Source organism: Neglectibacter timonensis (assembly GCF_900048895.1).
Classification (GTDB): Bacteria; Bacillota; Clostridia; order Oscillospirales; family Acutalibacteraceae; genus Acutalibacter; species Acutalibacter timonensis.
Window position 1 is genome coordinate 152,489 of the sequence record NZ_LT160636.1, and the last position, 20,703, is coordinate 173,191.

A 20,703-nucleotide genomic window follows, 5' to 3' on the forward strand; every position below is an offset into this window, starting at 1 on the left:
ATCCGAAGCGCTACCGGCTGCTGGCGTTATTATAGCCCAACCACCGGACAGCCGCAAGGGACAGAACCCCTAAATTGTCCGGTGAAAACTTAGGATATCCTCTAAAAACTGTGGAGGGAAGGCGGCCGGACGCCCGCGGGACCGAAACGTGCGCGCCGGATTTGTCAGAAGGCTTGCCTGTCGCCCCGGAATCCTCTATAATACTATCATGAGGACGGAAATCTGAGGAAAGCGGCGAGGCAAATGAGAAAGCGCGGATGGATGTGCCTGTTTTGGAGCATGCTTCTGGTTTGGTGTGCCCTGCCGGTCTGCGCGATGGACACAGCGGCGCGTGTGGTCCGGGTGGCCTACCCGGTTCAGGCCGGGCTTACCGATTTTGATGAATATGGAAACTACACCGGATACACCTATGAATATCTGGAAGAGGTGGCGCAGTATACCGGCTGGGAATATGAATTTGTGGAGGTTCCCGGTGAGATTGACGAGAGCCTGAGCGCGCTGCTGGAAATGCTTCAGAACGGGGAAGTCGACCTGATGGGCGCCATGGTGTACAGTGAGAGCCTGGGGGAACTGTACGATTATGCAAGCCACAGCTACGGCGTCTCGGAGACCTTGCTTCAGGTGCCCTATGAAACGGTGCAGGAAGCAGAGATCAATTCCCAGGTATACCAAGTCCTTCGTGTGGCCGCCATCGGGCAGGGCACCCGTTTGATTCGGGAATTTGAGGACTACTGCGTGATGAACCTGATCGAACCGCAGTACGTCTATTGTGAAACGTCGGAGGAACAGGTACAGGCCGTGAGAGAGGGCCGGGCGGACGTGCTCCTCAATTCCGGCATGAATTATATCGAGGGAATGCGCACCGTGGCCAAATTTTCCCCGAAGCCCTTCTACTTTGCAACGACCAAAGGCAACAGCAGCGGCCTGATCGAGGAACTCAACGCCGCCATCGTCAGCATTGAACAGGCGGACCCTTCTTTTTCCACCAATCTCTATGAGAAGTATTTTTCTCCTCCCAACGAAAAGCTTTTTCTCACTGGAAAAGAAAAGAATTACATTGAAAATGCAGGCAAAATCAAGGTGGGCGTCCTGAAAAACCAGCCTCCGTATCAATATCTGGGAGAGGATGGGCAGGAAAAGGGGATGGCTCTGGATTTTCTCGCCTATGTGTCGGAGCATACCGGCTTGTCCTTTGAACTGGTGTATTATGACACGCCGGAGCAGGCGTATGAGGCGGCTCAGAACCAGGAGGTTTCCCTGGTGGCCTGCATGCCCTATGAATATGCTCTGGCTAGGAGCAAAGGCGTGTCCATGTCCCGGGCGTATCTCTCCTCCCAGTATCTGCTGGTGACCAGGGAGGACGGCGGGACAGAGCAGGGCGTAGCGGGCAGACGTCTGGCGCTGACAAATGCGGCGACCTATCAGGGCAAGCTCCTGGGGGAACCCGTCAGCTATGATACGGCGGAGCAGTGTATCAGTGCGGTGGCAAAGGGCGAGGCGGATTATACCTACATGGATGCCTACACGGCGCAGTACTATGTAAATATGCCGGAATACCAGAACCTCAAAATGATCCCGCAGAGCTATGAGCCGCGGAAAATCTGTTTTGGGGTGGCAAAGGCCGGCGATCCGCAGCTGCTTTCCATCCTCAATAAGTGTATCAACACGATATCCGAGGAGGACAGCCAGGCCATCATCAACAGCAATACCCTGCAGAAGCAGCCCTTTTCCCTGGGGAATTTTCTGCGGGCCAACCCGCTGGAAACCGTGGTGTTCCTGGTGGCTTTCTTCCTGCTGGTAATCGTTCTGCTGCTGCTCTTTCTGCGGCACCGGGCCAAAGCCGGAAAGCGGCTGGCGCTAGAGCTGGAAAAGCACTTCCGCATCTACGCGCTGGTGAGCGAATATTTCTTTGAATATGACTTTCAGGACGGCCGTTTAATGGTCACCCTTCCCCGGGAAGGCGGCAAGCCGGAAATTGTGGAGTTGGATTTTTCCAAACCGCTGCCCGGCAGGAAGGATTGGGGCCGGGACGGGGAATTCCTGGATCTGATCCGCAGCGGGCGGGACGGCGTTTGGGAAATGGAAGCAGAATTTATCGACGGGAAAACCCACTGGGTGCGCATCGCCCTGGAAACCGTCCGGGACGGCGGCAGGCCGGTGTATGCCCTGGGCAAAATCAATATCATCGACGGGGAAAAGCGGGAAAAGGATACGCTGCAGGAAAAGGCGCAGCTGGACAGCCTCACTCATATCTACAATGCGGAGGCCTGCCGCCTGCTGGTCGCGGAGCGCCTGGCCCGGAAGGCGGAAAACGAGGGCAGCGCCCTGCTGCTGCTGGATGTGGACCATTTCAAGGAGGTCAACGACACCTATGGGCACCTGCGGGGGGATCAGTCCCTGGAAGCTGTGGCCCGGCTGCTACAGGCCAATGCAGGAGAGGGAGATATCGTGGGCAGGCCCGGCGGGGATGAGTTTATCGTCTACCTGACCCATGTGGAAGATACGGAAATGCTGGAAAAACGGTGCGAGCAGCTTTGTGAAGGGCTGCGCAGCCTGCTGGTGGCGGGAAAGATCAAGCTTACCGCCAGTGTCGGCGCCGTGTTCTGTACCGGCTCCCTTGAGTACAGCGCCCTGTATGAGCTGGCCGACCAGGCGCTTTATCAGACAAAGCGCGCCGGCCGGGACGGGTACCGCATCAGCAGGGCGTCCTCCTCTGCCGGAGACCTGGACGGCGGCTGAGAGGGGGAGGCCTTCCGGCGCAGAAATTTCCGGTACCGCGGGGATGACGGGAGGCGCCTTGAAAAAAATTGGCGGCAGCTGATTGCGGAAAAAACAGCTTGTCAATAGAAGAAACGCCCCTGCATCCGGCAATGATAAGCCGGACGCAGGGGCGTTTCTGTTCGGATATCTTCAGAAGCCGTTTTGCAGCAGCCCCTCGTTTTGTTCTCCGTTTCAGGGGAGGCAGCCGCGGTTACACCTCGCAGGCGCACTCCTCGCATTCGGGAATCTCTCCCACGAAGGGGGTGGGGTCGATGCCCTGACGCCTGTAATAATCCGCCACAGCGGCCTTGATGGCCTGTTCCGCCAGGACGGAGCAGTGTACCTTCACCGGCGGCAGCCCGTCCAGGGCTTCCATAACGGCTTTGTTGGTGAGCTTCAGCGCGTCTTCCACGCTCTTTCCCTTGATGAGTTCCGTAGCCATGCTGCTGGTGGCAATTGCCGCGCCGCAGCCGAAGGTCATAAAGGAGACGTCCTGGATGACGCCGTTTTCCACCTTGATGTACATGCGCATGATGTCTCCGCACTTGGGGTTTCCCACTTCCCCCACGCCGTTTGCATCCTTCATTTCACCCACGTTGCGGGGGTTGGCAAAATGGTCCATAACCTTTTCACTGTATGCCATACTGAAAATCCAGTCCTTTCTTTACACGTTGTAGGCGACCCGGCCGTTCACGATGGCGTCCCAAAGCGGGGACATGGCCCGCAGGCGCTCGATGATGGGGGGCAGCGTTTCGATAATATAATCCACGTCCTCCATGGTGCTGTCATCTCCAAAGGAGAGGCGCAGGGAGCCGTGGGCCACCTCGTGGGGCAGGCCGATGGACAGCAGCACATGGCTGGGGTCCAGGGAACCGCTGGTGCAGGCGGAGCCGGAGGAGGCGCAAATGCCCTTCATGTCCAGCATCAGCAGCAGGGATTCCCCCTCCACGCCCTGGAAACAGAAACTCACGTTTCCCGGAAGGCGGTGTTCCAGGTCACCGTTGAGGCGGCTGCGGTCGATCTTCAAAATTTCATGGATCAGCTTGTCCCGCATGGGAGTGAGCCTTGCAATGCGCTGGTCCACCGTGGAGCAGGCCCGCTCCATGGCCACCGACAGGCCCACGATTTCCGCCACGTTTTCCGTACCGGCGCGGCGGCCCCGCTCCTGTGCGCCGCCGTCCATAAAATTCTCAATGGAGACGCCGGAACGGAGGTACAATGCCCCCACGCCCTTTGGCGCGTGGATCTTGTGTCCGCTGAGGGAGAGCATGTCGATATTCTGTTCCTTCACGTCGATGTGCACGTTGCCGATGGCCTGCACCGCATCGGTGTGGAACAGCACGCCGTGCTTTTTGCAGATGGCGCCGATTTCCGGGATGGGCTGGATGGTGCCGATTTCGTTGTTGGCGTACATGATGGTGACCAGGGCGGTCTTATCCGTAATGGCGGCTTCCAGCTCATCCGGATGGACGATCCCGTTTTCGTGCACGTTCAGATAGGTGACTTCAAACCCTTCCTTTTCCAGCGCCTGGCAGGTGTGCAGCACTGCGTGGTGCTCAAAGGCAGAGGTGATGATGTGGTTTTTCCCTTTTTTCCGCTGCGCCCGGGCCGCACCCTTGACGGCCCAGTTGTCGCTTTCGCTGCCGCAGCTGGTAAAATAGATTTCGTTGGCGTTGGCGCCCAGACAGCCCGCCGTTCTGGCGCGGGCCTCTTCCAGGGCGGTCTTTGCATCCCGCCCCAGGGAATAGAGGCTCGAGGGGTTGCCGTAAACTTCTTTATAGAAGGGGAGCATGGCCTCGAGCACTTCCGCTGAAACAGCGGTGGTTGCGGCATTATCCGCATAGACCGATCTGCCCATAACATATCATTCCTTTCGCTTGCCGATACTGAAAATCCTGCGGCAAAGCTGCTGTCGGTACTAGTGTCCGCTTTGCCGGTTTTAATATACACCATTTTAGTATACATTTCAAGTTCCTCTGAAAAAATATTTTATGCTTTGCCGTGCCGCGGCAGGCAAAAAACAAAAAATGCCGTATAAGGGGGAGAAAATGGTGTGAAACTAAAGGATAACAGCTTCTGTGGGGAATGCCGGACCGCAGGCGCCCCCCGGGCGCATGGAAGGGCGGACGTCTGACGGCGGAACGGCTTTCGTCCCGGAATATGGCGCATTCGGAGCCTCGTGCTTGACAGCGGAACCTGGAGCAGGTACAATAGTTCTATTACAGCCCGGTTCAGCCGGGGCTTGTTTCGTGCATCTGCGGCAAAGCCGCTTATTGGATATGTTTGAAAGATCCAGCCGGGAACGGAATCGGAAAAACCGGCTTGGAGCAAGTTTGAAAACTTTTTCAAACTGCGGATTTTGTCTTCCGGCAGGAGAGAAGAGACTTGGAAAAGGCTTTTCAGGTTGGAAGGCAGCGCTGAACCCAGCGCTGCCTGGCAGAAACACCGCAGTCCGGAGAGAGACGGTTATCGTGTTGGAAGGTGCAGCGCCGCAGGAGAGTATTCTGCAGGGCGTCTGGTGTTTTATGCGTTTTTCTCGGAAAGTAAGGTCAATAAGCAGTGGAAGAAAGCGGCGAAGGACAGCTGCAAAGCGGATTTGTTCGGAAGAAGATTCAGGATTTCATCATGATTTTAGGAGGAACTTTTGTGGCAGAGAATGAAAAAAAGAACAGCAGGACGCGCCGTACGCCTTCTTTGGAGAAGGCAGGGAAGCAGGCGGACCAGCCCTTGAGCGGCGCGGTGGATGCTCCCCGGGTCGGCAAGATTTCCGGACCGAAAAGGAAACCGGCGGAAAAAGCCGCCCAAAAGCCTGAAGAAAAGCAGCCTGCGCAGCAGGGACGCCAGTCCCGTCAGAAGAAGGGCGGCAAGGCGGATAAGGCGCAAACGGAGCCGAAAGAGCAGAAGACCGGAAAGAGCGGCGCCAAGGAAGGCGTCAAAAAGCCTGAGGGCGGCAAGGGCAGGCAGCAGCGGGGCAAGCGCAGCAGCATCGGTACGGCGCCGATTGCCGCAGCCCAGCAGGCGCAGGTGATCAAGCAGGCCGCGGAGGCGGCCGCTCCGGTCAGGCAGCCGGCAAAGCGGGGCAGGGGCACAAGGCAGAAAAAATCGGCGAAACCCGCCATCAAGGCCTATTTTTTGGGCGGCCTCAACGAGATCGGAAAAAACTTCACCCTGTACGAATGTCAGGATGACATGGTGATTGTGGACTGTGGGCTGGCGTTTCCCGACGAGGAAATGCTGGGCGTGGACAGCGTGACCCCGGATTTTACCTTTGTGGAGAAAAACCGGGATAAAATCCGGGGCGCGGTGATTACCCACGGGCATGAGGACCACATCGGCGCGGTGCCTTACCTGCTGAAGAAGCTGAATGTGCCGGTATACGGCACGGCGCTCACCATCGGGCTGATCGAGGGCAAGCTCAAGGAGCACGGCCTTACCGGCACGGCCCGGCTTCAGGTGACCCCGCCCGGCTCCCACATTCAGCTGGGCTGTATGGATGTGGAGCTGATCCATGTAAACCACTCCATAGCCGACGCCGTGGCGCTGGCCATTCACAGCCCGGCCGGCGTGGTGGTGCACACGGGAGATTTCAAAATAGATTGTACGCCTGCCGAGGGGGAGATGATCGACCTGGCCCGTTTCGCGGAGCTGGGAAAGGAAGGCGTGCTGGCGCTGCTGGCGGATTCCACCAATGCGGAGCGTGCGGGCTACACCCAGACGGAGCAGACGGTGAACAATTCCTTGGATTCCCTGTTCATGAGAGCGGAGGGAAAGCGCATCATCGTGGCCACCTTCGCCTCCAGCATCAGCCGGGTGCAGATGATTATCAACTGCGCGGTGAAATACGGCAGGAAGGTAGCCCTTTCCGGCCGCAGCATGCTCAACGTGATGGGCATTGCCGGCGAGCTGGGCTACCTGAACATTCCGGACGGCGTGCTCATCGACCTGAACCTGATCAACCGGTACGAAGCGGGACAGATTGTGCTCATCACAACGGGCAGCCAGGGCGAGCCCATGTCGGCCCTGACCCGCATGGCGTTTTCCGATCACCGGCAGGTGGCCATCAATCCCAATGATTTTATCATCATTTCGGCCCGTCCCATTCCCGGCAACGAGAAGACGGTGGGGGTTGTGGTGGATGAACTCTTAAAGCAGGGCTGTACGGTGATTTACGAATCCATGTACGAGGTGCATGTTTCCGGCCATGCCTGCCAGGAGGAGCTGAAGCTGATTCACGGCCTGACGAAACCCAAATATTTCATCCCGGTCCACGGCGAGCAGAAGCACCTGCGCAAGCACGCTGGTCTTGCCATGGCCATGGGCATGGCAAAGGAAAATATCTTCATCGGGGATATCGGCAATGTACTGGAGCTCCATGAGGATCACATGAAGCAGCTGGCGGACGTGCCCGCGGGCAGCGTGATGGTGGACGGCCTGGGCGTGGGCGATGTGGGCAGCATTGTGCTGCGGGACCGCAAGCACCTGGCCGAGGACGGCCTGATCGTGGCGGTGTGCTCCATCGAATCCGGCACAGGCCACGTGGTATCCGGCCCGGATATCGTCTCCAGAGGCTTTGTGTATGTGCGGGAGTCGGAAGCTCTTATGGACGAAGCCCGAAAGCTGGTGTATAATACCCTTGAGGCCTGTGCGGAAAACAAAGTGCGGGATTGGAGCGGGCTGAAGCAGAGCATCAAGGATGAGCTTTCCCGGTTCCTGTACCAGAAGACAAAGCGCAATCCCATGATCCTTCCCATCATCATGGAGGTGTGAGGAACAGGTTTTGCGGCAGGCCGGTTTGGCCGGTCCGGCTCTGAAGAGAGGGCGTTCCGGCCGGGGCGGCGGCACAGGGCTTTAGAGAGAGAGTAGGGAGGAGAGGTGAGGGGATTGCGGCGCAGGAGGATCTGGACGGTTTCCCCCCTGTTTTATCTGATGGCGGCGGCCATGCTGGTCATGGCGCTGGTCACCTACCGGTACAATAAAATTGCCTTTGCGGTGGAGATGACGGTATCCTGTCTGTCCATTCTGGCGGTAACCGCCTCGGATTTCCTGTTCCGGCGGAATGTGACCTCCACGGTGAAAACCGCCAAGAAGGTTCTGACGGCGGAAGAGGAATACGCCCTGGAGGAATTTGCCCTGCCGGTGGCCGTGGTGGCTCCTGCCGGGGATATCGTATGGGCCAACGAGGCGTTTGCGGCCTCGCTCTGCGGCGGCGGGAATTTTATGGGGGAAAATGTGCTCAAATACATCTATCCCAAAACCTTCCGGCAGGTCATGGGGGAAAAGGGCACGGCCATTGCCCACGGCGGCCGGGAGTACACGGTTTACGGCGCCAGGGCGGAGCGAGGCTATATCCTTTATTTTGTGGACGACACCTATTTCAAGGCGATTCACAAGGAGTACCGGGAAAAGCGCCCCGTGGTGTGCCTGGCGGCGTTCGACAACCGGGAGGAACTGGTGCGCGACAGCATGGGCGGGGAGGAATCCCGCATTGTGGGCGAGGTGGACACCGTGCTGCGCAACTGGGTGGTGGGTGAGCTGGACGGTTTTGTCCACCGCCTGTCCATCGGGCGCTACCTCTTCCTGACGGATGAGGCGCATATTGAAGAGGCGAAATCCCGGCGTTTCCAGGTGCTGGACGAGGTGCGGGAGATCAAGAGCGCCAACAACAAGATGAGCGCCACCCTGTCCATTGGCGTGGGCCGGGGAGCGGAGGATCTAGCGGAGAGCGAACGCTGGGCCCGGCAGGCGCTGGACATGGCCCTGGGACGCGGCGGCGACCAGGTGGCTGTGAAGCAGAAGGGGGATACATACGAGTTTTTCGGCGGCCTTTCCAAGGGCGTTGAAAAACGGGATAAGGTGCGTACCCGCGTCATCGCGGCAACTCTTTCCGATCACATCAAGTCCAGCGACAGGGTGTTCATTATGGGACACAAGAATTCTGACCTGGACTGCATCGGCGCTGCGGTGGGCATGTGGGCGGCCATCCGGAAGGGCCTGGAGAAGCAGGCTTCCATAGTGGTCAACCGCAACCAGACCCTGGCAGGCGCGCTGATCGACAGCGTGGAGGAATCCTACGGCGAGGAGGAGCTTTTCATCAGCCCGCTGGAGGCCCTGCAGACGGCCACGGAACGCTCTCTGCTCATCGTGGTGGATACCCATTCGGTGAATTTTGTGGAGAGCCGGGAGCTGCTTGACAGGGTTCCCCGTACGGTGGTCATCGACCATCACCGCATGATGGTCACCCATATCAAGAACGCGCTGATTTTTTATCATGAACCCTATGCAAGTTCCGCTTCTGAAATGGTGACGGAGCTTGCGCAGTACATCAAATCCTCCTCCATCGACCCGGTGGACGCCCAGGCGCTGCTGGCGGGGATTATGCTGGATACCAAGAACTTTGTGCTGAAGACAGGCGTGCGCACCTTCGAGGCGTCGGCCTATCTGCGAAGGAGAGGGGCCGACACCGTGGCGGTGAAGAAGCTCTTTTCCAACACCCTGGAAACCTATAAACAAAAATCCCAGCTGGTTTCAGGGGCCGAAATATACAAGGGCTGCGCCATCGCCACCTCCAGCTGGGAGTTTGAAGATCTGCGGATCGCCTCGGCCCAGGCGGCGGATGAACTGCTGTCCATCCAAGGGGTGAAGGCGTCCTTCGTGCTGTACCGCACGGGTTCCGACGTGAACATATCCGCCAGGAGCCTGGGCGACGTGAACGTCCAGGTGATCCTGGAAGAGTTCGGCGGCGGCGGGCACTTTACCATGGCGGGTGCCCAGATCAAGAATATGACAATGAGCGACGCACGCAGGGCTTTGATCCGTGCGCTGGATGGAAAACTGGCCGAAATGACGGCCCAAAACTGAAACAGAGAATCAGGCAAAGCGCAGGGCCGCGCCCCGCGCCTGCCGGAAGGGCATGGTGATTGCAATGAAGGTTGTACTTTTGCAGGACGTGAAATCCGTAGGGAAAAAGGGGGAGCTGGTCAATGTTTCCGACGGCTATGGAAGGAACTTCCTGCTTCCCAGAAAGCTTGCCAAGGAGGCAAACGCCCAGGCGATGAACGAGCTGAAAAATGCCGAGGCCGCCAAAGAATTCAAAATCAAGACGGAGACCGAACAGGCCAATCAAAATGCGGAGAAGCTTTCCGGGAAAACCGTGAAGATTTATGCCAAAGCGGGCCAGGGCGGCAAGATTTTCGGTTCTGTAACCGCCAAGGAGCTGGCTGAGGAAATCGGCAAGCAGTTCGGTGTGGAGGTGGACAAGCGGAAGGTGGTGCTGGACGCGGATATCAAGGCGTTCGGAACCTTCGGCTTCGAGGTGAAATTCTATAACGGAATCACCACCACCATGAGCGTGGCTGTCTGTGAAAAAGAGTGAGCTTTCTCTGCACAGAGGCTCATGAAAATGCTGTTGGAGCGTAGGGCGGTCTGTGGCCGCCCTTCCTGTCTTCCCAGGGCGGAAAGGATACGTTCTGTGGGAGGAAAAAAACGCGGCGGGCGGAGCGGCGCCGGAAGGGGCGCCCCGTCCAATCAGGGCTTTGCGGAAGCCCCGCGGCCTGAGAAAGGAAGAAAGTTTTAAGAAATGGCTTTTGAGAGAGAATCCTTAGCGGCTCCCCAGGCGGCGCCCGGCATGGCGATGCCTTTCAGCCTGGAGGCGGAGCAGTCCGTGCTGGGCGCCATCCTTCTGGAATCCTCCTGTCTGCCCATCGTGACGGAGATTCTGCCCAGGCCAGACTATTTCTACGCGGTCAACAACCGCCTGATCTACGGGGCCATGCAGGAACTGTTTACTTTGGGCCGTCCGGTGGATTTTATCACCGTACTGGAAAAGCTGAAGGAAAACAGCGACTTTGAAGAGGCCACGGGCAAGGTGTACCTGACCCAGCTGGCGCAGATTGTTCCCTCCATTGCCAACGTGGAAATTTACGCCAACATTGTCCGGGACAAGTACGACGTGCGCACCCTGATGCAGGCCGCCCGCAGCATTCTGGACGACGCCAGCGAGGGCGCGGAGGAATCCAACCTGCTGCTGGACTCGGCGGAGCAGAAAATTTTCGATATCCGCCAGGGGAAGAGCATGCGGGGGCTGCAGCCAGTGCGGGAAATCCTGCTGGAGACCTTCGACCGCTTGGACAAGCTGAATTCCCCCGACAAGGACAAATACAGGGGCATCCCCACCGGCATCGGTGAACTGGACGCCACCATCACAGGCCTGAACCGGTCCGATCTCATCATTCTGGCGGCCCGTCCCGGCATGGGCAAAACAAGCTTTGCGCTGAATATCTGCCGTCATGTCTCCCTGACGGCAAAGCGCCGGGTGGCCTTCTTCTCTCTGGAAATGGGCAAGGAACAGCTGGTTTCCCGGCTGCTCTCCAGCGAATCCCTGGTGGAGGGCACGAAGCTCAGGGCCGGAGACCTTTCGGAGGGGGAGTGGACCCGGCTGGTGGAGGCAGGGGACATCCTTTCCAGGGCAGACCTCTATTTTGACGACAGCCCCGGCATCACCGTGCCGGAGATGAAGGCAAAGGTGCGCAGGCTTAAGGGTGTGGAGCTTATCGTGATCGACTACCTGCAGCTGATGAACAGCGCAAAGCGCATTGACAACCGCGTACAGGAAATTTCTGAAATTACCCGGAATCTGAAAATCATGGCCAAGGAGCTGAACGTGCCGGTAATCGCCCTTTCCCAGCTGGCCCGTGCCAGCGAGAAGCGTACCGACCACAGGCCCGTCCTCTCCGACCTGCGTGATTCCGGCTCCATCGAGCAGGACGCGGATATCGTGCTGTTCCTCTACCGGGACGACTATTATTCCAATTCCGAAGGCGGCGCGCCCGGCGAGGATGCGGACCAGAACAGCTGCGAATGCATCGTGGCCAAAAACCGCCACGGCGAATCGAAGGCCGTGCCCATGCACTGGCAGGGCGAGTTCATGCGCTTTACTTCCCGCGAGGTGATCCGGCATGAGTGATTTTCCGGAGCTGTCCGGGGCCGATTTTTCCGGGATTTCCCAGCGGGGAACCCTCGTGGTGGGGTTTTCCGGCGGCGCGGATTCCACGGTTCTGCTTCACTGCCTGCTGGAGGCAGCCGGCAGCCGGGACCGGATTGTGCTGGCCCATGTGAACCACGGCCTGCGCGGGGCGGAGGCGGACAGGGACGAGGCCTTCTGCCGGGAGCAGGCCGGAAAGCTGGGCGTCCGCTTTGCCTGCCTGCACACGGATGTGAAGGCCTTGGCTCAGCAGGAAGGCGTGAGCGTGGAAGTTTGCGGCAGAGAGGTGCGCTACCGCTTTTTTGAGTCCCTGCTGGAGGAGGGGGAAGGAACCATCCTCACCGCCCATCATGGGGACGACAATGCGGAAACCATGCTGATGAACCTGGTGCGGGGCACGTCTCTTCTGGGGCTTTGCGGCATTCCCAGACAGAGGGGCCGTATCCTGCGGCCGCTTCTGCGGGTCAGCCGGGAGGAAATTGAACAGTATTGCGCGGCCCGGGGGCTCGCCTATGTGACGGACAGCAGCAACCTGACGGACGAATACGGCAGAAACCGTATCCGGAACCGGGTGATGCCGCTGCTGCGGGAGGAAAACCCCAGGCTTTCCGAAGCAATGGGGCGCACGGCGGAAAGCCTGCGGCTGTTGCAGGAATATCTGGACGGGGAAGCGGAAAAACTTCTTTCCGGCGCCGTCCGGGACGGAAAGCTGGAAACCGGGCCGCTGCGGCAGGCCCATCCGGCTTTACGGCTGGAAGCGCTGAAGCTTTATTTGGAGGACCGCGGCTGCAGGGGCCTGGAAAAGCGGCATTTGGAAAGCGCGCAGTCTGTGGCTCTGCGGGGCGGGCGGTGTTCGCTGCCGGGCGGTTTTACGGCGGAGTGCGCCCAGAATCTGTTTTTTGCCTCTGCCCGGGACCAGGGGCAAACGGGGTTCTCGATCCCCGTTTTTGTGGGGAAAACAGTGCTGCCAAACGGGAAAATACTGATTTTGGAAAAGAAACCCTGCCCGGATCTGGAAAACGGAAGAAAAATTAATAATTTGTTGTTTAAAAATTCCTTTGACTATGCTACAATGACAGGAGTTTTCCTGGCCAGGACGAGAAGAGAGGGCGACAGGTTCACGCCTGTGGGAAGGCGTGTGACAAAAGGGCTCAAGCAGCTCTTTCAGGAACAGCGGGTTCCGGCCTCTCAGAGGGAGAACATGGTTCTGCTGGAATGCGGCGGGCAGATTGTCTTCTGTGAAGGCGTGGGCGTTGCAGAACCGTTCCGGATTACGCCGCGGACGGAAACGCTTGTGGCCGTAACGGTGAGTAACCCGCTGCAAGAGGGGAAAGCTTGAAGAGAGGATGGGTAATATGACGCCAAACATGGAAATGATGCAGGACATCGAAGAGGTGCTCTTCACCGAACGGCAGATCGCCGTTATTGTGGAGCGCATCGGCAAGGAGATTTCCCGGGATTACCGGGGCAAGAACCTGCTTCTTGTCAGTGTGCTCAAGGGCTCGGTCGTGTTCATGGCGGATTTGATGCGTTCCATCGATATCCCTGCCCGCATCGATTTTATGGCGACTTCCAGCTACGGCTCGGGAGTGAAAACCTCCGGAGTGGTAAAGATTGTGAAGGATCTGGATATAGAGCTGGAGGGATACGATATCGTGATTGTGGAGGATATTCTCGACAGCGGCAAAACGCTGAGCTACCTTTTGGATATTTTGCAGTCCAGAGGGCCGAGAAGCATCCGCATCTGCACCCTGTTCGACAAGCCGGAACGCCGTGAAGTGGATGTGCAGGCCACCTATACCGGCGCAGAGATTCCCGACGCCTTTATTGTGGGCTACGGTCTCGATTATGATGAAAAATACCGCAACCTGCCGTTCGTAGGCATACTGAAGCCCTCTGTCTACGAAACAGCAGGAGCGGATTGAGTTTAGGGGGACAAATTTTTGGACAGCAATAAAAAGAAACTGCGCAACCTGCTGCTGTATCTGGGAATCCCGATTGTGGTTCTGTTGATCATCGTCTTTCTGTTCAACAGGACGCCCCAGCAGGAAACCTACAAGTATTCCGATATTCTCAATTATTTCGAGTCGGGGCAGGTGACGTCCTACAGGCTGAACCTGGGTACGGGTGAAATGGTGCTGACGCTCAACGACGAGAAGAAGTCCACCGTGGGGTACGTTGTGCCCAGCGTGGACCTGTTCTACCGGAATGTGTCGGATTACATCACCGAGTACAACGACGCCCATCCCGATCAGAAGATGACCCAGGATATCATCCGGCCTGCGGAAACCAACTGGCTTTTGAGCTTCCTGCCAACCCTGATCCTGTTCGGCGGGCTCATCGTCTTCTGGGTGTTCATGATGCGCCGCCTGGGCAATTCCATGGGCGGCGGCGACAAGCAGATGAACTTCGGCAAGGCGAAGATCAAGCAGATGAGCGACGAGAAGCGCAAGACCACCTTTGCGGACGTGGCCGGCGCGGACGAGGAAAAAGAGGAACTGCGGGAGATTGTGGAGTTCCTGAAGAATCCCTCGAAATACAATACCCTGGGCGCACGCATCCCCAAGGGCGTGCTGTTGGTGGGCCCTCCCGGAACAGGTAAAACCCTGCTTGCCAGGGCTGTGGCCGGGGAGGCGGGCGTACCCTTCTTCTCCATCTCCGGCTCCGACTTTGTGGAGATGTTTGTGGGCGTGGGCGCTTCCCGTGTCCGCGACCTGTTCGACAAGGCCAAGAAAAACCATCCCTGCATCATCTTCATCGATGAGATCGACGCCGTGGGCCGCCAGAGAGGCGCAGGCCTGGGCGGCGGGCACGACGAGCGCGAACAGACGCTGAACCAGCTGCTGGTGGAGATGGACGGCTTCGGCGCCAACGAGGGCGTCATCATGATCGCCGCCACCAACCGCCCGGATATCCTAGATCCCGCCCTGATGCGTCCCGGCCGTTTCGACCGCCAGGTCATGGTGGGCTATCCCGATATCAAGGGCAGGGAAGAGATCCTGCGTGTGCACGCCAAAGGAAAACCCCTGGCGCCCGATGTGGTGCTCTCCACCATAGCCAAGTCTACCGCCGGGTTTACCGGCGCGGACCTGGAAAACCTTTTGAACGAAGCAGCCCTTCTGGCAGCCCGGAAAAACCACAAGGCCATCACCATGGAGGAGATCGAAGAAGCCACCATCAAGGTGGTGGTGGGTACGGAGAAGAAGAGCCGTGTCATGAGCGAAAAAGAGAAAAAGCTCACCGCATACCATGAGGCGGGCCATGCCATTGCCACTTACTACTGCAAATCCCAGGACCCGGTGCATCAGATATCCATCATCCCCAGAGGGATGGCGGGCGGTTATACCATGCACCTGCCCACGGAGGACCGTTCCTATAAGAGCCGCAACGAAATGAAGGAAGAGTTGGTTGTGCTGCTGGGCGGCCGCGTGGCGGAGGCCCTGGTGCTGGACGATATCTCTACCGGCGCGTCCAACGACATCGAGCGGGCCACAAAGATTGCCCGCGCCATGGTGATGAAGTACGGCATGAGCGAAAAGCTGGGTCCCATCACCTACGGCACCGACGAGTCGAACCCCTTCCTTGGGAAGGAAATGGGCCATGTCAGCAACTATTCCGAGCAGACCGCTTCGGAGATCGACGAGGAAATTCAAACCATCATTTCCACCGCTTACGACAAGACGGAGCAGATTCTGAAGGAGCATATCGATGAACTGCACCGCCTGGCGGGCGTACTGTACGAAAAGGAAAAGCTGGATGGAAGCGAATTCCAGCAGGTTATGGACGGCAGCCTGCTGCCGGGCGGCACGGCGGCCGCCGGCGAGCTGGGGGCAAGCGCTTCCCGGAGCGCAGCAGACCTGCCCTTCGGGGAAGAAGGCGGCGTTCCGCAGCCGGAGGTCCCCAGATCCATCGGGCCGGAAGGACCGTCGGACGGCGGCAAATAAGCCAAGTCGTCGGGGAGCGGGCTAAACGTTTGAAGAAGTCCGAAGCCGGATGAAAAGTCTTTGGTCCTACCTTTCTCCAGAAAGGTAGGGGCATCGGGGAGCGGGCTAAACGTTTGAAGAAGTCCGAAGCCGGATGAAAAGTCTTTGGTCCTACCTTTCTTCAGAAAGGTAGGGGCATCGGGGAGCGGACCAAAAGTTTGGAGAGGTCCGAAGCCGGAACAAAAGTCTTTTGCCTCCTTTTCTTCAGAAAAGGAGGAGGGCGGCAACACTTGAACAGTTCTACTGCAAGCAAGGGGAATGGATACATTCCCTTTCTTGCTGTTTACAGACAGCCTCCAGCGGCAATGCTATAGCAGGCAATAGAAATTTCCGGGCAGAATTCTGCCGCGAGAAAGGAAAGGTAGATTCATGGCCAAAAAACAGACCTACGGCAACGAGAGCATACAGAGCCTGAAGGGCGCGGACCGGGTCCGGCTGCGTCCGGCTGTCATCTTCGGTTCGGACGGCATCGACGGCTGTCAGCATTCCATCTTTGAAATCCTCTCCAATTCCATCGACGAAGCCAGGCAGGGCTTCGGCAGGGAAATCTCCATTACCCGGTTTCTGGACCATTCCGTGCAGGTGGAGGACCACGGCCGGGGCATCCCGGTGGACTACAACCCCAAGGAGGAACGCTATAACTGGGAACTGGTCTTCTGTGAGCTGTACGCCGGCGGCAAGTACAATAACGATTCCGGCGAAAGCTATGAATACTCCCTGGGCCTCAACGGCCTGGGCCTTTGCTCCACCCAGTACGCCTCGGAATATATGGATGTGGACATCCGCCGGGACGGCTTCCGCTACACCCTGCATTTTGAACACGGGGAGAATGTGGGCGGCTTGCGGAAGGAACCCTATGCCAAAAAGGATACCGGCTCCCTCATCAAATGGAAGCCCGACCTTCAGGTGTTCACCGACATCCAGGTGGAGACGGATTATTATCTGGACATCCTGAAGCGGCAGGCTGTAGTCAATGCGGGGATCACCTTCCATTTCAGAAACGAGACCGCGCCCGGCAAATTTGAAACCACGGATTTCTGCTACGAAAACGGCATCCTGGACCATGCCAAGGAGCTGGCTGGCGAGGACTTCCTCACGCCCGTGCAGCTCTGGCAGAGCGAGAAGAAGGTGCGGGACCGGGCGGACATGCCCCTTTACAACACGAAGATCAACGTGGCGGCGGCTTTTTCCAACCGCACCCATGTGGCGGAATATTACCACAATTCCAGCTGGCTGGAGCACGGCGGCGCGCCGGACAAGGCTGTGCGCAACGCCTTTGTCTATCAGATCGACGCCTATTTGAAGCAGAACAACAAGTATACGAAAAGTGAGAGCAAGATTACCTATCAGGATGTGGAGGACTGCCTGATCATTGTGATCTCCTCCTTCTCCACCCAGACCTCTTATGAAAATCAGACCAAAAAGGCCATTACCAACAAGGGCATCCAGGATGCAATGGTGGAAATGCTCCGCCACAATCTGGAGGTCTACTTTATCGAGAACCCCATGGATGCGGAGAAAATTGCAAACCAGGTGCTGGTGAACAAGCGCAGCCGGGAGGACGCGGAGAAGACTCGCCTGAACCTGAAGACAAAGCTCACCGGAAAGATGGACATCACGGGCAGGGTGGCGAAATTTGTAGACTGCCGCAGCAAGGACGTGAACGAACGCGAGCTGTTCATCGTGGAGGGCGATTCCGCCCTGGGCGCGGTGAAGCAGGCCCGGGATTCCAACTTCCAGGCCGTCATGCCCATCCGCGGCAAGATACTGAACTGCCTGAAGGCGGATTACGACAAGATTTTCAAGAGCGAAATCATCACCGACTTGATCAAAGTGCTGGGCTGCGGCGTGCAGGTGAAAAGCAGGGCCAATAAGAATCTGGCCACCTTTGACATGGAAAACCTGCGGTGGAGCAAGGTCATCCTGTGTACCGACGCAGACGTGGACGGTTTCCAGATCCGCGTGCTGCTTTTGACCATGCTTTACCGGCTGACCCCGGCGCTCATCGAGCAGGGCAAGGTGTATATAGTAGAATCCCCCCTGTATGAGATCAATTCCCGGGACGAGACCTACTTTGCCTATGATGAGGCGGAAAAGGCGGAGTTCCTGAAAAAGCTGGAGGGCCAGAAGTATACCATCCAGCGCTCCAAGGGACTGGGCGAAAACGAGCCCGACATGATGAACCTGACCACCATGAACCCCAAGACCCGGCGGCTCATCAAGGTACTGCCCGGCGATGCGTCGTATGCCTCCTATATGTTCGATATCATGCAGGGCGACAATCTGGCGGGCCGCAAGGAATATATCGCCGAGCACGGCGCGGAATACACCGACGAGCTGGACGTGAGCTGACTTCCTTTTCTGAAGAAAAGGAAGCAAAAGACTTTTGTTCCGACGCCGGACTCCTTCAAACGTTAAGCCCGTTCCCCGATGCCTTGGCTTCGCTGAGGCTGTCCGTCTCCTTTTCTGAAGAAAAGGAAGCAAAAGACTTTTCATCCGGCTCCGGACTCCTTTAAACGTTTGGCTCGCTCCCCGATGCCAGGGCTCGCTGAAAAAAATAATAAAAAGTTTTGCTCAAGCTTTTTCAAAAGCTTGCAGGGTTTGGGACGGCGTCCCAAGGTCCTGATTCCTGTGTGAAAGCCAGGAAAGAGAGGAAACCATCCCAAAGAGGAGAGTTTGGAATATGCCTAAATCCAAAAAAGAAAGAAAGAGCGGCGGAACCTCCAAGGCCCACGGCTACATTGCCGGGGCCGGGGAGATTGTGGAGCAGGACGTGGGGGAAACCCTGCGGAAAAACTACATGCCTTACGCCATGAGCGTCATTCTGTCCCGGGCCATCCCGGAGATCGATGGCTTTAAACCCTCCCACCGGAAGCTGCTGTATACCATGTACAAGATGGGGCTTTTGGGCTCTGCCAGGACCAAGAGCGCCAACATCGTGGGCCAGACCATGAAGCTGAATCCCCACGGCGACTCCGCCATCTACGATACCATGGTGCGTTTGTCCAGGGGGTACGAGGCCCTGCTTCATCCCTTTGTGGATTCCAAGGGGAATTTCGGGAAATTCTATTCCCGGGATATGGCCTGGGCCGCCTCCCGTTACACGGAGGCCAAGCTGGACGAAATCTGCAAAGAGCTGTTTAAGGATATCGATAAGGATACCGTGGACTTTGCGGACAACTACGACAACACCACAAAAGAACCCACCCTGCTGCCCGCCACATTCCCCACGGTGCTGGTAAACGCCAACACGGGCATTGCCGTGGGCATGGCCAGCAATATCTGTCCCTTCAACCTCAGTGAGGTGTGCAATACCGCCATCGCCCTGATGCGGGATCCGGACGCGGACCTGTTTGAGACGCTGCAGGCCCCGGATTTTCCCGGCGGCGGCCAGCTGATTTTTGACCGGGAGGTGATGGAGAAAATCTATCAGACCGGACGGGGCAGCTTCCGGGTGCGCAGCCGCTACGCCTATGACAAGGCCGCAGGCTGTATCGACGTCACCCAAATCCCCCCTTCCACCACAGTGGAGGTCATTGTGGAAAAGGTGGTAGATCTGGTCAAACAGAACCGTCTCAAGGAGATTTCCGACATCCGGGACGAGACGGACCTGGACGGCCTGAAGATCACCATTGACCTGAAACGCGGCGTAGACCCGGATAAGCTGATGCAGAAGCTTTTCAAGCTCACCACACTGGAGGACAGCTTCGGCTGCAATTTCAACGTGCTGGTGGGCGGCGTGCCCCGGGTGCTGGGGGTGCGGGAGCTGTTGGAGGAGTGGACGGCCTTCCGCGTGGAGTGCGTCCGCCGCCGCACCCACTACGATTTGCGGAAGAAAAAGGAAAAGCTGCACCTCCTGCTGGGCCTGCAGGCCATCCTGCTGGATATCGACAAGGCTGTCCGAATCGTGCGGGAGACCGAGGAGGAGAGCGAGGTGGTGCCGAACCTGATGATCGGCTTCGGCATCGATGAAGTTCAGGCGGAATATGTGGCGGAGATCAAGCTGCGCCATTTGAACCGGGAATATATTTTAAAGCGCACCGAGGAGACCGACAGCCTGAAAAAGGAGATCGGAGAGCTGGAAGGGATTTTGGGTTCCAAATCCAAGGTGAAATCCATCATCATCCGGGAGCTGGAGGAGGTGGCGAAGAAGTACGGCAAGCCCCGCCGCACCATGATCCTCTACGCCGACGAGGTGGAAGAGGCGGAAGTGGTGGAGGAAACGCCGGATTACCCGGTGAACCTGTTCTTCACCAGGGAAGGCTATTTTAAGAAGATTACCCCCCAGTCCCTGCGCATGAGCGGCGAGCAGAAACTCAAAGAGGGGGACGAGATCGCCCAGCAGCTGGAGGACACCAACAGCACGGACCTGCTGTTTTTCTCCGACCGCTGCCAGGTATACAAGCTGAAGGCCTCTGATTTCGACGACACCAAGGCAAGCGTCCTGGGCGAATACATCCCGGCCAAGGCCCAAATGGACGAGGGAGAACGGGCCGTCTACCTGGCGCCTACCAAGGATTATGCGGGCTTCCTGCTGTTTTTCTTCGAAAACGGCAAGGCCGCCAAGGTGGAGATGAGCGCCTACCAGACGAAGACGAACCGGAAAAAGCTGATCAGCGCCTACAGCGACAAATCCCCCCTGGCAACTGCTCTCTATTTGCGGGAGGACTGTGAGGTGCTGCTTACAGCTTCCTCCGGCAGGATGCTGCTGTTCCACACGGGTCTCATTCAGCCCAAGGCCACCAAGAACACCCAGGGAGTACAGGCCATGAACCTGAAAAAGGGCCAGCGGGTGATGGGGGCCGTTGTCTATGAGGAGGGGATGCTGCAGAACCCCTCCCGCTATAAAAAGAAGCTCCCCGCCCTGGGCGCCCTGCCCACGGAGGAAGAGACCGCCGGAGAACAGATGACCATATAAAAGCCACAGACCCCCCACGGCCCTGCCAAATCGGCAGGGCCGTGGGGGGTCTGCCGTCTGGA

Annotated in this window: 12 protein-coding genes; 10 read left to right on the forward strand and 2 right to left on the reverse strand. The window is 57.8% G+C overall.

What is annotated here, in order from left to right:
* Window positions 1-243 precede the first annotated feature (243 nt).
* Window positions 244-2,739: a transporter substrate-binding domain-containing diguanylate cyclase gene (locus BN3911_RS02495; RefSeq protein ID WP_066860924.1), complete on the forward strand. Its 2,496-nt coding sequence runs from the start codon at window positions 244-246 to the stop codon at window positions 2,737-2,739.
* Window positions 2,740-2,971: 232 nt separating this feature from the next.
* Here BN3911_RS02495 and nifU read toward each other — a convergent pair whose 3' ends face one another.
* Both nifU and nifS read right to left on the reverse strand, forming a co-directional pair.
* Window positions 2,972-3,403 (reverse strand): Fe-S cluster assembly scaffold protein NifU, encoded by a 432-nt coding sequence (gene nifU, locus BN3911_RS02500; RefSeq protein WP_066860927.1) that lies wholly within the window; start codon window positions 3,401-3,403, stop codon window positions 2,972-2,974.
* Window positions 3,404-3,424: 21 nt separating this feature from the next.
* Entirely contained in the window at window positions 3,425-4,618 is a 1,194-nt protein-coding gene (gene nifS, locus BN3911_RS02505; RefSeq protein ID WP_066860930.1) for a cysteine desulfurase NifS, read from the reverse strand.
* Window positions 4,619-5,406: 788 nt separating this feature from the next.
* Between nifS and BN3911_RS02510 the strand changes: the two genes are divergently transcribed.
* From BN3911_RS02510 to BN3911_RS02555, 9 genes are all read left to right on the forward strand, one after another.
* Entirely contained in the window at window positions 5,407-7,527 is a 2,121-nt protein-coding gene (locus BN3911_RS02510; protein WP_242871062.1) for a ribonuclease J, read from the forward strand.
* 114 nt (window positions 7,528-7,641) lie between these two features.
* Window positions 7,642-9,618 carry a DHH family phosphoesterase gene (locus tag BN3911_RS02515; RefSeq protein ID WP_242871063.1) on the forward strand — a complete coding sequence of 659 codons (1,977 nt, stop codon included), beginning with the start codon at window positions 7,642-7,644 and terminating at the stop codon, window positions 9,616-9,618.
* Window positions 9,619-9,682: 64 nt separating this feature from the next.
* Entirely contained in the window at window positions 9,683-10,132 is a 450-nt protein-coding gene (rplI, locus tag BN3911_RS02520) for a 50S ribosomal protein L9 (RefSeq protein WP_066861071.1), read from the forward strand.
* Between the two features lie 204 nt (window positions 10,133-10,336).
* Complete coding sequence (gene dnaB / locus BN3911_RS02530) at window positions 10,337-11,722, forward strand: replicative DNA helicase (RefSeq protein WP_066860936.1); 1,386 nt, start codon at window positions 10,337-10,339, stop codon at window positions 11,720-11,722.
* A complete protein-coding gene (gene tilS / locus BN3911_RS02535; RefSeq protein ID WP_066860939.1) occupies window positions 11,715-13,079 on the forward strand; it encodes a tRNA lysidine(34) synthetase TilS in 1,365 nt (454 codons plus the stop codon). Before dnaB ends, tilS begins: the two co-directional genes overlap by 8 nt.
* Before the next feature lie 34 nt (window positions 13,080-13,113).
* Window positions 13,114-13,665 carry a hypoxanthine phosphoribosyltransferase gene (hpt, locus tag BN3911_RS02540; RefSeq protein WP_082942038.1) on the forward strand — a complete coding sequence of 184 codons (552 nt, stop codon included), beginning with the start codon at window positions 13,114-13,116 and terminating at the stop codon, window positions 13,663-13,665.
* Between the two features lie 18 nt (window positions 13,666-13,683).
* Window positions 13,684-15,684, forward strand: coding sequence for an ATP-dependent zinc metalloprotease FtsH (ftsH, locus tag BN3911_RS02545; protein WP_074039108.1), 2,001 nt, complete (start codon window positions 13,684-13,686; stop codon window positions 15,682-15,684).
* 408 nt (window positions 15,685-16,092) lie between these two features.
* Window positions 16,093-18,075, forward strand: a complete 1,983-nt coding sequence (locus BN3911_RS02550) for a DNA gyrase/topoisomerase IV subunit B (protein ID WP_066860942.1) — start codon at window positions 16,093-16,095, stop codon at window positions 18,073-18,075.
* Between the two features lie 331 nt (window positions 18,076-18,406).
* Window positions 18,407-20,641 carry a DNA gyrase/topoisomerase IV subunit A gene (locus tag BN3911_RS02555; RefSeq protein WP_066860945.1) on the forward strand — a complete coding sequence of 745 codons (2,235 nt, stop codon included), beginning with the start codon at window positions 18,407-18,409 and terminating at the stop codon, window positions 20,639-20,641.
* Window positions 20,642-20,703 lie beyond the last annotated feature (62 nt).

Bases quoted from the DNA above. Each gene is read 5' to 3' on its own strand.
- BN3911_RS02495 (WP_066860924.1), top strand. From the start codon at position 244: ATGAGAAAGCGCGGATGGATGTGCCTGTTTTGGAGCATGCTTCTGGTT.
- nifU (WP_066860927.1), bottom strand. From the start codon at position 3,403: ATGGCATACAGTGAAAAGGTTATGGACCATTTTGCCAACCCCCGCAAC.
- nifS (WP_066860930.1), bottom strand. From the start codon at position 4,618: ATGGGCAGATCGGTCTATGCGGATAATGCCGCAACCACCGCTGTTTCA.
- rplI (WP_066861071.1), top strand. From the start codon at position 9,683: ATGAAGGTTGTACTTTTGCAGGACGTGAAATCCGTAGGGAAAAAGGGG.
- dnaB (WP_066860936.1), top strand. From the start codon at position 10,337: ATGGCTTTTGAGAGAGAATCCTTAGCGGCTCCCCAGGCGGCGCCCGGC.
- tilS (WP_066860939.1), top strand. From the start codon at position 11,715: ATGAGTGATTTTCCGGAGCTGTCCGGGGCCGATTTTTCCGGGATTTCC.
- hpt (WP_082942038.1), top strand. From the start codon at position 13,114: ATGATGCAGGACATCGAAGAGGTGCTCTTCACCGAACGGCAGATCGCC.
- BN3911_RS02550 (WP_066860942.1), top strand. From the start codon at position 16,093: ATGGCCAAAAAACAGACCTACGGCAACGAGAGCATACAGAGCCTGAAG.
- BN3911_RS02555 (WP_066860945.1), top strand. From the start codon at position 18,407: ATGCCTAAATCCAAAAAAGAAAGAAAGAGCGGCGGAACCTCCAAGGCC.